The sequence below is a fragment of the Bradyrhizobium sp. YCK136 genome, assembly GCF_044570075.1.
GTDB lineage: Bacteria > Pseudomonadota > Alphaproteobacteria > Rhizobiales > Xanthobacteraceae > Bradyrhizobium > Bradyrhizobium diazoefficiens.
The window spans coordinates 83,239-98,390 of sequence record NZ_CP172425.1 but is presented as its reverse complement, the minus strand read 5'-3'; the positions used below and the strand labels follow the sequence as shown (position 1 = coordinate 98,390).

Genomic DNA, 15,152 nt, shown 5'->3' with positions numbered 1-15,152 from the left:
ACGCAACAAGAGCGACCGCCGCCAACTCGCTGTCTATGCGCTTGACTAATGCATTCCATGTCGCCACTTAATCCGGCTCACCTGCATACATTTCTTATTGTTCTTGCGCTTGCGATGGCGCGTGTGACAGGGATGATGTTGGTCATCCCGTTCCTGGGACGCGGCATGGTGACGGCGTTGGCGCGCAACGGCGTGATCATGGCATTGGCGCTCCCGGTAATGGTGTTTGCTTGGGCAACGAGGCCTGCGGACCTCGATATCACACGTCTGGTGCCGGTGCTGGGCCTGGGGCTCAAGGAACTCTTGCTCGGGTGCGTCCTAGGCATGCCAATTGCCGCGACTATGTGGGGTGTGGAAGCCGCAGGCACGTTCATTGACCACCAGAGGGGGGCCACAATGACAAGCCTCTTGAGCCCGGCAAGCGTCAGTCCGGACTCGCCGCTTGGGATCTTCCTGGCTCAGCTTTACGCTACATGGCTGCTCGTCAGCGGCGGCTTTTCCAAACTGCTGGAAGCCCTCTATCGCTCCCACGAGATCTGGCCGCTGTGGAGCTTTTATCCTGAATTTGGTCTAACCTTCGTCACTGGTGTGTTAGATCTTGCAGACCTCGTGATGCGGCTGACGTTGCTTCTCGCCGGTCCAGCCATCGTGGCGATGTTTCTCAGCGAATTGGGGTTGGCACTAATCAGCCGGTTCGCACCGCAACTGGATGTCTTCTTTCTCGCTATGTCGGTCAAGAGCGCAGTCGCCCTTCTGCTGCTGATTCTCTCGCTCACGATTGTTTTGACCAGCGCCGACAAGCATATGCCGTCACCTGTCGCGATCCTCAATCGTATCGTCAGGTGACTGTCGTGGTCGGTAGAAAAACTGAAAGGCCGACCCCCAAGAGGCTGCGGGATCTGCGCAAGAAGGGCCAGGTCCCTCACAGTAAGGAAGTCGTGTCGGCGGCGGTGACCATTGGGTTCTTCGCGCTGTTCTTCATCTCTTTGCCTGGCTTAATAGATCGACTTGAGGCAACGATGCTGTTGCCCGTATCATTTCTCGAAGAGGACTTCCTAATTGTCAGCCAACGACTCCTCGAGTTCTATATCGGTGAAGTACAAAGCATGGTGGCTCCGTTCCTCGGCGTGGTCCTGGTCATCGGCGTAGTCGCCAACGCGGTGCAGAACGGGGCGATTTTCTCGCCCGAAGCTGTCTCGCCGTCACTCAAGAAGCTGAACCCCGCTGAGAACGTGAGAAGGATAGTCTCGCTGCAGAATCTCGTCGATCTGGGTAAGGCGATCGTGAAGGTTCTGATACTTGGCCTCGTCATAATGCTTGTACTGCGCCAAGGTGTACATGCGCTTGTGTGGACGCCGAGTTGTGGCATATCGTGCCTAAGTGCGGTGACGAGCAACCTGCTGCTCCGGATCGCTAGTTATGTGGGGGCGAGCTACCTTGTGGTGGCAATTGCGGACTTTGCGTTCCAGCGATGGCAGTTCACGAACAAGAATTTGATGTCGCTGGACGAAGTGAAACGAGAATCCAAGGAAAATGAAGGCGACCCTCTGATCAAAGGCCGACGCAGGCACTTCCATTCGCAATTGTTGGCCAAGGGCGCAATTGGGCAGTCGCGTCGAGCGACCGTACTGATCACCAATCCCACACATATTGCAGTGGCGATTTATTACGATCGACAGCGAACCCCGCTGCCCATGATCGACGCCATCGGCACCGATTTCTTGGCGCAGCAAATGATTGATGCCGCGGCCGAGGCCGGAGTGCCGGTAATGCGAAACATTCCGCTGGCGCGCGCGCTCCTGGAGGACGGCCTGGTGGATGAGTATATTCCATCACACCTGATTGTGCCTCTCGGGACGGTTCTGCGGGCGCTCGGAAACCTGGCGGCTGAGACCTCTTATCGGTCCTGACGTCAGTGACGTTGATCGTGGATCGCAGTTTCCAACGGCCGGAAACATGTCGCCGGTCTGACTGACCTGCGGTTCTCCCGCCAGCCGTAGGCACAGATATTGCCTCATAACGAATATCTATTTGTTCGATGGGGGGGGACGAGGCATGAGATATCCCGCCTCCGAAAAGGCCGAGATCATCCAGCTGGGAGCTATGCGGGAAAGTGGGTGATGACGGACTGAGATAGGCGGCGTATTGAGGCGGGTGCAGAGCTGGCCCCGGTTGTTTGGACAGCGCCCCGCTGGATTTAAGTGGATTCCTGCCGGGTTATGCTGAACGCGGGGCTTTACGGTTTTGTCGTTGCGTCGGGAGGGCGTAGCCCGACCAGAGCGACGACAAAACCGTCGGCGACGGTCATGCGGCCATCACCATAGCTTGCGTGCCGAAGTAAGCCTCGTCGGGCGTGCGCCCGTCAAGGCTCGAGTGAGGGCGTCCCTGATTGTAGAAGGCCAGATACTTGGCAATTGACGCTCGCGCCTCGGACACGCTGTCGTAGGCGCGGAGATAAACTTCTTCGTATTTGACCGTGCGCCAGAGCCGCTCGACAAACACGTTGTCGCGCCAGGCGCCCTTGCCGTCCATGCTGATGGCGATCTTCGCGTCCAGCAGCACATCGGTGAACTCGAGGCTGGTGAACTGGCTGCCCTGATCCGTGTTGAAAATCGTAAGCGGAGCTTTTCTCCCATTTGATTGACTGGTTTCGCTTCGGCTTTCGCTCTGCGATTCTTGGCTGGTCAGAGAGCCAAGAGGAGACTGAAGGCGATGGAACAATCGGGGGAGGAAGCCGAAGCTGATGGCTTTGTAGGGAAGCTTACGCGCCGGACGCGTTCTGGAGGCCGGTTATGGTCTGCGGAGATCAAGGGGCGCGCTGTTTTCGAGAGCATGAAGCCCGACGCCCGGGTATGTGATGTCGCACGGCGTTATGGTGTGAAGGCCCAGCAGTTGACGAGGTGGCGCAGATTGGCGCGTGCTGGCCGGCTCGCATTGGTCACGGACGACGCGGCGGATTTCGTGTCGATCGAGCTGAGCGATCCAGCGGCGTCAGGCAAGAGCGAGGGGCCCGTCGAGATTACGATTGGCAAGGTTTCGGTCCGCCTGGATGCGGACGTGTCGGCGGTGCGGATCGCGGAGATCGTGACTGCGATCGAGCGCGGCGCATGATCATTCCGGCGCAGGGACTGCGGATTGTGCTTGCTGTGCGTCCTGTTGACTTCCGGTGCGGGCACGACGCGCTGGCCGGTCTTGTGCAAAACACGCTTGGGCTCGATCCGCATTCGGGCCTGATCGTGGTTTTTCGTTCGAAGCGCGCCGACCGGCTGAAGATTTTGCTATGGGACGGCACGGGCCTCGTTTTGGTCTACAAGCGCCTTGGCCGCGATGGTCGTTTCGAGTGGCCGCAGATCAGCGACGGCGTCATGCATCTGACGCGCGTGCAGTTCGAAGCGCTGTTCGATCACCCATGTTGATGCCCCTCCTTGTTAGGCTGACAGATTCTTAGATCAAGTTGCGCGATGACGTGGTTTCGAAGGTCTCCGATGGCGTGAAGAACGGATGGTGTATTCGGGAAGAGATAGGCGCCGCTGGGCTGGCGATCAATTAGCAAACGCTTGGTTCGGATCTGAACATAGAGCCAGTTTACTGGAATCTCGAGCCTTCGGGCCAGTTCGGGCGGGCTGAGGTATGAGTCGTCATGCTCCCATCGGCTGCGCTGGGCAGTTACCTTGATGGCGGCGGCACGACGGAGCCGCCCAACGGTGATAGGCAGCACCTTATCGGCGCAACGGGGAGAGCGGTGACCTTCCCGAGTAAGGATTGTGGCGATCTTGTCGTCTGGGACGCCGTCGCGAGCGAGCGTCAGAAGGCGTTCCCGCATCTCTGTGCCTCGCGTCAATCTGGTGACGGAGTTGACGCTCATCTTCACTTCGAGCTCCGTCACGGCGCCTCCCCGCCAGACGATCCTAGCCAGGGCCAAGTCGCGCTCACCGCGGTCGAGAACGACCTTTTCGATGAGACATCGCAACAACGCCTTGCGATGCGCATCCGAGATGGTCTCGTCACCCCATATCTGCGGGAGGCGGCCGGTGAGGCTGATGACCTTGTCGTTGAGCTCCTTGCTTATGGCCACTTGTGTGATGGCTTTGGGCGGCGTCTGTCGGGCAAGCGCCTCTTCGGCGGCGCGCACGTCGTTTAGCGCCGCTTCCCATCGACGCTCGAGTTCCGAGGCGACCAACCGATTATCTGGATCAGCTCGGTTGAACTGCCGTTCGGCGAGCGCCGCCGTGTATCGCTTGCGCTCGAGCTCTCGTTCTGCACTGGAGCGTAGCGCATTGTTCGTCTGCTGCTGCACCCGGCGGGAGCGCGACAAGGCATCGAGTTCGGCCGGCGCTAGTGCGGTTAGGAATGCGTCGCCAACGGCTGCATCGATATGGGCGGCGCGGATGTGTTGGCAGGTTGGCTGACCTTCCTGGGTACGCAGGTGATTGCATACATATTCGCCGCCGCCCTTGTAGCGGACGTACATCTTATGGCCACATCGTGCGCACCAGGCAATGCCGTGGAGCAGGAGCTCGCCATTGCGAGGCGCGCCGCGGGTTTTGATGCGCATGTATTCGGCTCGGTTATCTCTGATGACGGATCGGATTTTTTCATAAATTGGCCAGTCGATATAGGCTGGATATCGATCTTTAACGACGATCCGCCACTCCTCCATCGGCCGCGGAGCCTTTTGTGGCAGGGCCCCCTCCCGCTTCGGCGGCCGGAAGCGGGTTCGTCCATAGACAAAGGCGCCCGCGTATGCGGGGTTCTTCAAGATCGCCGCGACGGCAGCCAGCGTCGCGCGCGTCCAGCACAAATCGCCATATCGATCACGACGCGGCAGTTCCAGGTCACGCTCGTTCAACGCTCGCATGACCTTGGCAACGCTGCGCAGCTGCAGGAATAACTGGAAGACGAGACCGAGCCGCCCTTGCACGGCCATGTCGGGATCCTTAACGACCACACCGCTCGGGTCCCGCATCAGCCCGATTGGCAGCATAACCGCAAGTTCGCCGCGTTCGGCTTTGGCCAGCAGGCCGGCGGTCAGCCGGCTGCGGATCGTATGTAGCTCAAGCTCGGAGATCGAACCCTTCAGCCCGAGAAGCAACCGTCCGTTGGGAGTGCCCGGATCATAGACACCATCGCGGTCGGCGATCAGGCAGCCACGTAGACCACAGATATCCAGGAGCGGATACCAGTCGGTACAATTACGCGCCAAGCGGGTCACGTCGATCGACAGGATGAGTCCCACTTCACTCAGGCCAACACGGCCAACGAGTTCCTTGAAGCCGTTACGCTGTGCTATAGACGCGCCGCTCAACCCGAGATCGGCATCAATCACGTCGATGGCCGCCTCACGCCATCCGAGTTCGCGGGCGCGCTGGCGAAGCGCGTATTGAAGGCGCAGGCTCTCCTGATTGCTTACGACCTGATGGGGCGTCGACTGCCGGATGTAGACTACGGCTTTGCGCGCCAAGTGGCTTGGTGTGACCAGCTCGGACTTCATGAGGGATCTCCGCCAAAATTGCGGCGACGTCTTCGACGATCTGGCGTCGGAGCGCGGGCGTCAGCGTCGACCAAAGATCGGCTGGATCCATGCTCATGTGCGTCGGGACAATCCGCTGTCGATAAAAGCTCGAGTAGAGCCTCCATACTCAGCTTAATCTGATTTGCCTCTTGCTCATAATATTCGATTGCGGTTGCTTGAATCAGAAGACTGCTTCCTGCGCGATACTCAACTTCATACGAAGCGGGAATGCCTCGGCCTCGCTGACCGATCTTCCTAATCACTCGATATGAGCGCCCCCACAAAGGATGGTGGGGGTCCCGAACCTCGACCACCTCCGGAAATGATTCGTCAGACTCACTATCAGGGACATTCCTCAATCCCCTCGTTTGAAGGGCTGAACTGGAAGCGAGTGGGCGAACGGATTGTCGCGACGCCAGCTGCGGCGAACTGACTCAGACCCGACAACCTGTTTCGCGCGGGGCTTTGGGATGATAGCTTGCGGATGTGCCGCCGTCCCCCATTGATCCCGCCCGTCTTGCAGCGCTGCCCGCCGATGTGCGCGCGCTCTTCCGCGCGCAGGAAGCGATGATTGAAGCCGAGCGTCGTCGCGCAGACGATGAATGCTCGGCGCGCCTTCATGTCGAGAGTGAACTGGCTGCGTCCAAAGAGAGCGTCGAACGCCTCGAACTGCTCGTGAAGGAGTACGAGCGCGCACGTTTCGGTAAACGCTCGGAGAAGTTCAATCCCGATCAGATGCAACTGGTTCTCGAGGACATCGAGATTGCCATCGCCGAAGTCCAGGAACGCCAGGACGATCGTGCGCGCCGCGCCGGCACGGCGCCGTCCAGCCGCCGGACCAGGCGCGCTGCCCGTGCCTTTCCCGCGCACCTGCCGCGCATCGAGCAGGTGATCGAACCCGAGAACCTCGAGTGTCCCTGCGGCTGCGGCCGGATGGTCCAGATCGGCGAGGATCGCTCCCGCCGTCTCGATGTCATGGCCGCCCAGTATCGTGTGATCGAGACGGTGCGACCGCGCTACGCCTGCGCAAAGGGCTGCGCCGGTGTTGCTCAGGCGCCGGCGCCCGCCCATCTCGTGGAGGGTGGCATCCCCACCGAGGCGCTGCTGGCGCAGGTGGCGGTCGCCAAGTTCAGCGAGCACATGCCACTCTATCGTCAGTCGCAGGTTCTGGCTCGGCATGGCATCTTCATCGATCGCGCCGTTCTGGCAGACTGGATGGGAACGGTCGCCTTCCACCTCGCGCCGCTGGTCGAGCGCATGAGCGTCGTGATGAAGCAATCGGGCCGCTTGTTCATAGACGAGACCAGGGCGCCTGTGCTCGATCCGGGCCGGGGCCGAACGAAGACCGGCTATCTGTGGGCTGTCCTGCGCGACGATCGCGGCCACGGCGGCGCTGATCCACCAATCGTGGTCTACCACTACGCGCCAGGACGCGGTGGTGACCATGCTGAGCGCATCCTCGAGGGCTTCGACGGCATCCTTCAGGTCGACGGATACCAGGGCTATCATCGGCTCGCACGGCCCAAGCGCAAAGGCGGCGTGCCGCTGCGGCTGGCCGCATGCCGAGTAGGCGGGGATGTTGCCATCCCCGCCCCTCACAGGTAGGGTCGAAGACTGGCGCGCCGACAGGCCTCTCGACCGTGCCACGTTTCCAGTCCCCTCCACGTCGCACGCAGCATGCGGATTTCCCGCACTGCGCGCTCCCATTTGCTTCACGCCAACGCTTATGGGACCTATCCTGCTGGGGCGACTTTCGGCCCGTCGCGTCGCACTCTGTAGGCGTTGAACAGCCCGATAGTGTCGTACAGCCACCGCCTATTCCATCGTTCCCAGCCGAAGCCCTTTCGTTTCTGAGCATGCGCCAGATGGCGCCTGACCTTCTTCTCCACCCAGTCTTTGATGAAGCTGAAGCACTCGCTGGAATGCCCCACCGCGAAGTAGTTCACCCACCCCCGGAGCATCGGATTGATCAAGTTTATCACTCGTTCAACCGGTTGCGACCGGTGTCGGCGGAACACCTCTTTGAGCGCCCGCACCAGTGCCGTCCGCTTTTTGAGCTTGGGCGTGTAATGCGGCCGCATCGCTCCGCTTAGTCCGCGGAAGTAGCGGAACTCAAAGCCCAGGAACCCAAAGCACTCACCGCGCTCAAGGTCCACTGTGCGGCTCTTTTCATCATTGATTTCCACCTGCAGCTTGGCGAACTCCTCCCGGAGTCGTTTGGTCACGGCTCCAATCAGCCAGTCATGACGCTTGTAGGCGTCGATCAAGACCACCAGGTCGTCAGCGAATCGCGCGTATTCGACGTAGGTGTACTTGCCGTTGCGGGTGACTTCCCGCGCTCGCTCCAGCATCCTGTCCACCTCATTGAGGTAGAGATTACTGAGCAAGGGCGAGATCACACCGCCCTGCGGAACGCCCTTCTTGCCTGAGGCTTTCAGCATCATCTTTAGGAGATGCAGTATATGCGCGTCATCAACCCGCCGCGCCACTTTCTCCAACAGCCGGTCATGCCGGACATTGTCAAAGTAGGCCCGTAGGTCAATGTCGAGAATCCGCGTCTTCCGTTGGACTATCGCTTCAGCCACACGCTTGATGGCGCCATGTGCTGTCCGTTTGGGCCGATATCCATACGACCCCGGTTGAAAGTCAGCCTCGAACACAGGCTCGAGGATGAGCTTGAGCGCCCCTTGCACCACTCTGTCGCGGATCGCCGGAATCGAGAGGACACGGACTTTGCCCCCGTCCTTCGGTATCTCCTGCCTCCGCGCGGGAAGTGGCTGGTAGGTGCGCCCGATCAGTTCGTCCCGTAACTGCTCAAGCAGAGCTTCCACGCCTTGCGTCTCAATGGCCTCGAAGGTGACACCGTCTATTCCCGGTGCTCCATCGTTCTCTTTGGCCATCTCATACGCAGCGCGCAGGGTCTCCATCTTGCAGACGTGGACGTATAGTCCCCAGAACCGCCAGGACGGTTCAGCCTTTGCCTTGACGTATATTCTCCGCCTCAGGTCCTGCAAATCAATGGACGCCTTTGTCATCTCGTCCTTGCCTTCCCTATGTTGGAGACATTGCAAATGGCAGGGTCCCTTGGCTCCACGGATATTACTCCGCTTCATTGCTACTCCGGACCCGGCCGCCACCCTCTCGTCTTCGGCCGACTTCCCGGTTTCGCCGGTTATACGGCCTACCTTGCTCCGACGATTTCGCGTCGGGACGAGGAGGGCTTCTCCAGTTGCTCAGCATGTCCTTGTCACCGTGCTGTCGCTTCCACCCCGCCGAGGTGAACATCCGTATCGGTCAGTCTTCAGTTGCTCATGCTGCCTTCGCCCTCCGGTTGAAGGCTCGGCCCTCGGGGATACTCACTTTCGAGGCCACAACGCGTTCACTTTTATTACGGCCCGATGACTCGTAGCCTCCCCTGGGGAGACTTTGTCGATAGGCTTCAGAGTTTCAGTTTCCATCACCTCTGCTATCCAAACTACGGGGCTCTGACTTCTACCCCGGCAGGTTTGTCTCCTGCTGAACATGCCAGCCTTCGCTGGACACACACCCGGACGAGCGGATTACCCGCATCCGGTTCTTCACGCGTAAGCTTCGCTCACGGGACGGCATATTGGTGGACGATCTTGGCTGTCGGCAGCGGGTGTCGCGCGAGCATGGCCCGGAAGCGCGACCACGGCAGATTGCTGTGGCGGCCACGCCGCGCGAGCCATTTCTTCCATATCCGCGTGATCTGGTGGTGATACCATCTGATCCGTCGGCCGTTGCCGGAGATGCCGTAGTAGGCGCAGTGCCCCCGGATCACCCGCGACAGGTGCGCGTGCTGCGCCCGGAACGGGCGATGCAGGTTAAGCCGACACCATTCCGTCACGGAAGCCAGCGCGCGGGCGTACAGGTCTTTCGCCGTTATCTGTCGGACGACATTCTTACCCTTCCTCGATTGACCCCACACATGGGTGAAGCCAAGGAAGTTGAATGTGGTCCCCGCCGTCGCGGGGTGACGCCCACCCGGGCGCTTGAACCGGAAGTCTACGAAGCGGGTCTTGGTCGGATGGAGTTGAAGCCCATACCGACCGAGCCGCTTATCCAGCACGTTCAGCAATCGCTTGCCGGACAGGTGGTCCTCGAAGGCAATCACCGCGTCATCAGCGTATCGGACCAGTTGGCATCGACCTTTGAGCCGCGGTCGCGCCACCTGCTCGAACCATTCATCCAGCACGTAGTGCAGGTAGATGTTTGCAAGCAGTGGCGAGATCACGCCGCCTTGGGGCGTTCCGCCAGTCGTGCGGCGTAGGACGCCCTTTTCGAGCACCCCTGCCTTCAGCCATTTATCAATCATCCTCCGGACGATGCCGTCCGTGACTCGCTGGTCGAGGAATCGGCGCAGGTGCGCGTGGTCGATGGTGTCGAAGTATTTCGAGATGTCGACGTCCACCACCCAGCGCAGCCCTTGCTCCATGAACCCATTACGCAGGGCATGTAGGGCATCATGGGCCGATCGTCCCGGTCGGAAGCCGTACGAGCACGACAAGAAGTCGGTCTCGTAGATCGGCTCCAGCAGCAGGAGAATCGCCCGCTGTGCCACCTTGTCTTCCAATGTCGGGATGCCGAGTGGCCGTTCGGTCCCATCCGCCTTCGGGATGTAGTGCCGTCGCACCGGCGGCGCGATGTAACGTCCGGATTTGATGCGCGCCAGGAGATCACCGAGATTGGCCTCCAGATTCGCTTCATAGTCCGTCGCCATCATGCCGTCGATGCCGGGCGCGCCATCCTTGCGCGTCAGGCGATAGGCCTCGAGCATCCATTCACAGTCGATCAGGTGATGCAGCGAGGTCAGCACCCGCTTGGGATTCTTCCTCGCCAGATCGGCTATCCATTGTCGTTTCGTGGACAGGTTCGTGGGACTCAGCGTTCCCTCCCGTGTTTCTCGTCAATGGGTCTTAACGCGTGACGGCTCCCTTCCCTCGAGCGGGTCCCGGTGAGCCCAGTTCCCCGCCTTCCTCGGTACTACGAAGCCGCTACGACTCCCCGCCGCGCGCGTCCGTCGGCTTATGTCTTCACCTCGGGATTCCACATGCCTTGGTGTTTTCGTGTTCGCGTGCGCGCTCCCGATGCTCGCCAAGTCGGTCATCAGGCCTGGAGCGTTGCTGTGGCCGGTGCTCCGTGCCGGCTTTCCCATGTGGGCACAAACGGGACCTCTCAGGTTTCCTGGTGTCCCATCCCGTACCTTTGCCCTGCTCAGAGACCCCGGCCGAACCGGTCAGCCTGGCCATAGCGGCTTTCCCAGTGCTGCCCCCGGATCCAACACGGCGAAGGCTTCAGCACGACCGTGATTTCGAGGCTGGTCACAGGGCTTCAGTACCCGCTGTCTACGCTTCACGAGTGACGTTGCCGTCACCCATGCAAGACTCGCTTCCGGCTGGCGGGCTCCGCCTTTGCCGGGAGGGCGTCGAACCCTCTGGGTCACGTTGAAAGGTTTCAGACTACATTCTTCCTCCTTTCCAGGACTTATCCTGACGCAAGTTGGTCCCACTCAAGGCGCAAGATCATCGCAGCGACTCCGAAAGCCGGCTCACCCATCGCCGAAGCCGTTCTCGCGCGCATCGCCGCACTCTATGCGATCGAGAAGGAGATCCGTGGCGCCGACGCCCCGGCTCGGCAAACGACCCGTAACGAGCGATCACGGCCGCTCGTCGCTGAACTCGAGAGGTTTCTGCGCGAGCAAGCCGCTCGCCTGTCGCCGGGCAGCGAGATGGGCAAGGCGATCGCCTATCTCCTGAACCATTGGGATGGCCTCACCTTGTTTCTCGACGATGGTTGCGTTGAGATGGACACCAATCCCGTCGAAAATCAAATCAGGCCGCTGACTCTGACGCGTAAAAATAGTTTATTTGCTGGTCACGACGAAGGTGGTCGTTCATGGGCGCGCATAGCTTCGCTCATCGCCACCTGCAAAATCAACAGCTTCAGCCGCGCTGTGCGGCGCGACGCCGACGACAATGGTCGGCAGGCCGAGGCTCACGACGATCACGCCACGGCAATCCGCGCTCGTGTCGCCTGCGCAACCCCGGCCAACTCCGGCGCCACGAGCGCTCCCGCTGCACCTTCTCACCTTAAACTGGAGACCTAGCCACATGATGACCATGCCGGAAATTGAGCGTTGCCTACGACAGCTGCGCCTGTCGGGTGTCCGCGACACGCTGCAGACGCGCGTGCTCCAGGCGCAGGGCGCCAACCAGCCCTTCCTCGAGACCTTCTCCCTTATCCTGCAGGATGAACTGGACCGTCGTCAGTCCCGTCTTATCGAGCGGCGATACCAGCAATCCGGGCTCGACGAAAAGCTGACGCTCGCCGAGTTCGACTGGTCCTTCAATCCCAAACTGCCACGTCAGACCTGCTTCCAGCTCCACACCCTGGCGTTCATTGCCGCTGGCGAGAACGCTCTGCTTGTTGGCAAACCTGGCACCGGGAAGTCGCACATCGCCAAGGCGATTGCCTATCAGGCGATCCTGCAAAGCCACAAGGTCCAGTATCTTGAGACCGACGACTTCTTCCACCGCTACGCCCTGAACTCTCCGGCACAACGCGAGGTCCGGCTGCGAACCATCATCGACTGCGATCTCCTCGTGCTGGACGATCTATTCCTCGCACGCGCCATCCCCGACGACGCCGGCACTTTGCTGCAGACCCTGATCCATCAGCGTTACAAACTGCGCCGCAGCGTCATCGTCACCTCCAATCGCGTCGTGCAGGATTGGGGGGCATACCTTGGGGACAACACTATGAGCACGACGATCCTCGATCGCCTTATGCATCATTGCCATCTGCTTGAGTTCGACGGACGCAGCTATCGGCTCAAAGAAGCCGCTGAAGCTCTTGCCCGGGAAACAAACTCAAACTAACAGTCCCTTGTCCTGCCTCGCGGGTGGAGGAATTTGACTGACCACACCCGGAGGAATTTGAAGTGACCCGCGGGGCACTCAAGGCGCAAGATCATCGCAGCGACTCCGAAAGCCGGCTCACCCATCGCCGAAGCCGTTCTCGCGCGCATCGCCGCACTCTATGCGATCGAGAAGGAGATCCGTGGCGCCGACGCCCCGGCTCGGCAAACGACCCGTAACGAGCGATCACGGCCGCTCGTCGCTGAACTCGAGAGGTTTCTGCGCGAGCAAGCCGCTCGCCTGTCGCCGGGCAGCGAGATGGGCAAGGCGATCGCCTATCTCCTGAACCATTGGGATGGCCTCACCTTGTTTCTCGACGATGGTTGCGTTGAGATGGACACCAATCCCGTCGAAAATCAAATCAGGCCGCTGACTCTGACGCGTAAAAATAGTTTATTTGCTGGTCACGACGAAGGTGGTCGTTCATGGGCGCGCATAGCTTCGCTCATCGCCACCTGCAAAATCAACAGCGTGGAGCCCTACGTCTGGATGAAAGCGACGCTCAAAGCGATCGCAACCGGTCACCCGCAGTCCCGGATCGACGAGCTCCTGCCCTGGTCGTTCGGCCGCACCTCGTAATTCTCCGTCGTTGCCGCCTCCATACCCCCCGCCAACGATTTGCAAACACGTTGATCAACAGACAGCAATCCCCACGCCAAACCTTTGCGAATGGGACGCGAACGTCGCTTACAACTTACATGAGGCAACAGCCTATCATTCGGGAACTTCTACGCTGACGCAATGCGCGCGAGCTTCTGATCGACATCCGCCGGCGCGGACTGCAGGTCGCGCCTGAACTGGCGGTCGGCGATGGCCCACTCGGCTTCTGGAAGGCGATAGATGAAGTCTTTCCCGGCACCGGCGGCAGCGCTGCTGGCAGCACAAGACCGTCAACGTGCTCAACAAAGTTCCGAGCTTCGTGCAGAGTGTTCAAGCTGATCGATGCAGCCTCGAAAACCTGGCGTCGATTGAAGGGCACAAATCAGTTGCCGAAGCTCATCGCCGGTGTCGGATTCGACGACGGCATCGAGGTCAGCCGCTCACATCCGATCAATGTCTCGCCGACGCACGGCGACGACAGGGACGCCTTCTCCGCAGTTGCTCCGGCTGCACTATCGTCATAGCGCCCACAACGCCGCGGCTTCGTTCAATCCGGCCTCTATGAGGTGCACGCGCCACCGCGCGCGCGGATCGCGCCTGCCACGCGACCTCACAGAACCCTCAAGATTCACGGAGGACGCGAATCAGGCCATAAGGCCGGAATCGCAGTCGACGTCCGTGATTCGCCTTGCTCCATGCATTCCGCTCGTTGGTTTCTCCTGACCTTTCGATTGCCCAGATCCTTCCCCAGGCCGATAAAGTGGTGCTCGTGGCTCGGTCGAAGTCAACGGTCTCGTTCTGTCCCTGTTGCGGCTGTCAGACGCGCCGCGTCCACAGCCATTACGTGCGACGCTTTATCTGCCGTGGCAGGGTCGGGTTGTCGAGATCCAGCTTCACGCGCGACGGTTTCGATGCGCGAATTCACAATGCCAGCGTCGGATATTTACTGAACGGTTGCCGGGAACGGTGCGGCCGAAAGCGCGACGCACGTCCCGGCTCGTCGAAAGACAACTGTCGATCGACTTGGCGGTCGGCGGGGAGCCGGGTGCGCGTCTGTCGTGCAAACTGGCCATGCCGGCCAGCGGCGACACGCTGCTGCGGATGATCCGCGCAGCCGAGTTCGAGTCGCCGGAAGCGCCGCGTGTAATCGGCATCGACGACTGGGCCTGGCGCAAGGGGCTGCGCTACGGGACCATCATCTGCGATCTGGAGCGCAATCGCGTCATCGATCTTTTGCCGGATCGAAATGCCGATACGGTCGCGTCTTGGCTGGGCCGTCATCCAGGCATCGAGGTAATCGCGCGGGATCGCGCCGGCATTTATTCCGAGGGTGCGCGTCGCGGTGCTCCCGATGCAGCGCAGGTCGCCGATCGCTTTCACCTTCTCCAGAACCTGGGTGAAGCGCTGCGTCTGGCTGTTGGCCGTCATCGCAAGGCGGTCGGCGCTGCTGGAAAGGCCATGATTGCCGAGATGATCGGAAACAACAAAGCCAGGCGGGAACTATCGGCAGAGCCCGCAAGGAAACTTGATGCCCTGCGCCGCTCGCGGGGCCGCCACCGCCGTTCACTCTATGCCGAAATCCTCGATTTGCGCGCCGCGGCCACGCGTACATTCCTGCTGAACATGGGCCTCCTAGTTCGAGAACGGAATAGGCATGATAATTGCTGCCTCCGGAAGAGGTTGAACTGATCTTGAACGAGCTATCCGAACCGCCCTGCGGTTTACCGCGAGAATATCAATCAACGCTTAGGAGACGCCGTGATGTTCCGGCCAAACGATGGTATCAGTTGGACGATCCTTACTTGCTTGGGGAGCCGACGGGATCGACGCTGGATGTCCCACGCATCTCCAATCGCTCCGAGCGGCGGGAACACTATTGATCGTTTCCCAACACGACATTGTTTCGAAGGCGACCGTCGGAGATTGCAAACCCCGAGACGGAGCATCCTTAAACCGTCCCGAAGCCTAAGAAGCCCACCTGCATTATGTTACGCTACGTTACTTCGTAAGCTCAGCGACTTTTTGAAGAAAAGGCCGTGCGGGAATCGCTGCTTAGGTGCGTGCCGAGCATGGCAGCTGGGACTGACAAATCGACCCCAACA

11 protein-coding genes and 3 pseudogenes are annotated in these 15,152 nt (G+C 60.3%); 10 read left to right on the top strand and 4 right to left on the bottom strand.

Annotated features, from left to right (window positions below; all coding sequences use genetic code 11):
- Positions 1-132 precede the first annotated feature (132 nt).
- Positions 133-846, top strand: a complete 714-nt coding sequence (gene sctT / locus ACFLEY_RS47690; protein WP_253623235.1) for a type III secretion system export apparatus subunit SctT — start codon at positions 133-135, stop codon at positions 844-846.
- 5 nt (positions 847-851) lie between these two features.
- The gene (locus ACFLEY_RS47685) at positions 852-1,910 is read left to right on the top strand and encodes an EscU/YscU/HrcU family type III secretion system export apparatus switch protein (RefSeq protein ID WP_028154236.1); all 1,059 of its coding nucleotides are present in this window, start codon (positions 852-854) and stop codon (positions 1,908-1,910) included.
- 394 nt (positions 1,911-2,304) lie between these two features.
- On the opposite strand, the pseudogene ACFLEY_RS47680 reads toward ACFLEY_RS47685, so the two are convergent.
- Positions 2,305-2,613, bottom strand: a pseudogene (locus ACFLEY_RS47680) (transposase); the annotation flags it as partial.
- Positions 2,614-2,712: 99 nt separating this feature from the next.
- On the opposite strand from ACFLEY_RS47680, the gene ACFLEY_RS47675 reads away from it, so the two are divergent.
- A complete protein-coding gene (locus tag ACFLEY_RS47675; protein WP_082757285.1) occupies positions 2,713-3,111 on the top strand; it encodes a transposase in 399 nt (132 codons plus the stop codon).
- A complete protein-coding gene (tnpB, locus tag ACFLEY_RS47670; RefSeq protein ID WP_060907863.1) occupies positions 3,108-3,416 on the top strand; it encodes an IS66 family insertion sequence element accessory protein TnpB in 309 nt (102 codons plus the stop codon). The genes ACFLEY_RS47675 and tnpB overlap by 4 nt, the downstream gene beginning before the upstream one ends.
- Here tnpB and ACFLEY_RS47665 read toward each other — a convergent pair.
- Positions 3,404-5,491, bottom strand: a complete 2,088-nt coding sequence (locus tag ACFLEY_RS47665; RefSeq protein ID WP_049810452.1) for a recombinase family protein — start codon at positions 5,489-5,491, stop codon at positions 3,404-3,406. The two genes, tnpB and ACFLEY_RS47665, sit on opposite strands and share 13 nt — an antisense overlap.
- Before the next feature lie 507 nt (positions 5,492-5,998).
- Between ACFLEY_RS47665 and tnpC the strand changes: the two genes are divergently transcribed.
- Entirely contained in the window at positions 5,999-7,117 is a 1,119-nt protein-coding gene (tnpC, locus tag ACFLEY_RS47660) for an IS66 family transposase (protein WP_253575103.1), read from the top strand.
- Between the two features lie 128 nt (positions 7,118-7,245).
- Here tnpC and ltrA (ACFLEY_RS47655) read toward each other — a convergent pair whose 3' ends face one another.
- Together ltrA (ACFLEY_RS47655) and ltrA (ACFLEY_RS47650) are read right to left on the bottom strand one after the other, a co-directional pair.
- Positions 7,246-8,547 (bottom strand): group II intron reverse transcriptase/maturase, encoded by a 1,302-nt coding sequence (ltrA, locus tag ACFLEY_RS47655; protein ID WP_038945931.1) that lies wholly within the window; start codon positions 8,545-8,547, stop codon positions 7,246-7,248.
- Between the two features lie 560 nt (positions 8,548-9,107).
- Entirely contained in the window at positions 9,108-10,349 is a 1,242-nt protein-coding gene (gene ltrA, locus ACFLEY_RS47650) for a group II intron reverse transcriptase/maturase (RefSeq protein ID WP_082757280.1), read from the bottom strand.
- A gap of 684 nt (positions 10,350-11,033) precedes the next feature.
- Between ltrA (ACFLEY_RS47650) and ACFLEY_RS47645 the strand changes: the two are divergent.
- From ACFLEY_RS47645 to ACFLEY_RS47625, 5 genes and pseudogenes are all read left to right on the top strand, one after another.
- Positions 11,034-11,639 (top strand): annotated as a pseudogene (locus ACFLEY_RS47645) (transposase); the annotation flags it as partial.
- 4 nt (positions 11,640-11,643) lie between these two features.
- The gene (istB, locus tag ACFLEY_RS47640; RefSeq protein ID WP_038952109.1) at positions 11,644-12,411 is read left to right on the top strand and encodes an IS21-like element IS1631 family helper ATPase IstB; all 768 of its coding nucleotides are present in this window, start codon (positions 11,644-11,646) and stop codon (positions 12,409-12,411) included.
- A 90-nt stretch (positions 12,412-12,501) separates the two neighbouring features.
- The gene (locus ACFLEY_RS47635) at positions 12,502-13,029 is read left to right on the top strand and encodes a transposase (RefSeq protein ID WP_396605021.1); all 528 of its coding nucleotides are present in this window, start codon (positions 12,502-12,504) and stop codon (positions 13,027-13,029) included.
- A 167-nt stretch (positions 13,030-13,196) separates the two neighbouring features.
- Positions 13,197-13,574, top strand: a pseudogene (locus ACFLEY_RS47630) (transposase); the annotation flags it as partial.
- A gap of 283 nt (positions 13,575-13,857) precedes the next feature.
- The gene (locus tag ACFLEY_RS47625; RefSeq protein ID WP_202802075.1) at positions 13,858-14,739 is read left to right on the top strand and encodes an ISL3 family transposase; all 882 of its coding nucleotides are present in this window, start codon (positions 13,858-13,860) and stop codon (positions 14,737-14,739) included.
- The last annotated feature ends 413 nt before the right edge of the window (positions 14,740-15,152 follow it).

Bases quoted from the DNA above. Each gene is read 5' to 3' on its own strand.
- sctT (WP_253623235.1), top strand. From the start codon at position 133: ATGATGTTGGTCATCCCGTTCCTGGGACGCGGCATGGTGACGGCGTTG.
- ACFLEY_RS47675 (WP_082757285.1), top strand. From the start codon at position 2,713: ATGGAACAATCGGGGGAGGAAGCCGAAGCTGATGGCTTTGTAGGGAAG.
- tnpB (WP_060907863.1), top strand. From the start codon at position 3,108: ATGATCATTCCGGCGCAGGGACTGCGGATTGTGCTTGCTGTGCGTCCT.
- ACFLEY_RS47665 (WP_049810452.1), bottom strand. From the start codon at position 5,491: ATGAAGTCCGAGCTGGTCACACCAAGCCACTTGGCGCGCAAAGCCGTA.
- ltrA (WP_038945931.1), bottom strand. From the start codon at position 8,547: ATGACAAAGGCGTCCATTGATTTGCAGGACCTGAGGCGGAGAATATAC.
- istB (WP_038952109.1), top strand. From the start codon at position 11,644: ATGATGACCATGCCGGAAATTGAGCGTTGCCTACGACAGCTGCGCCTG.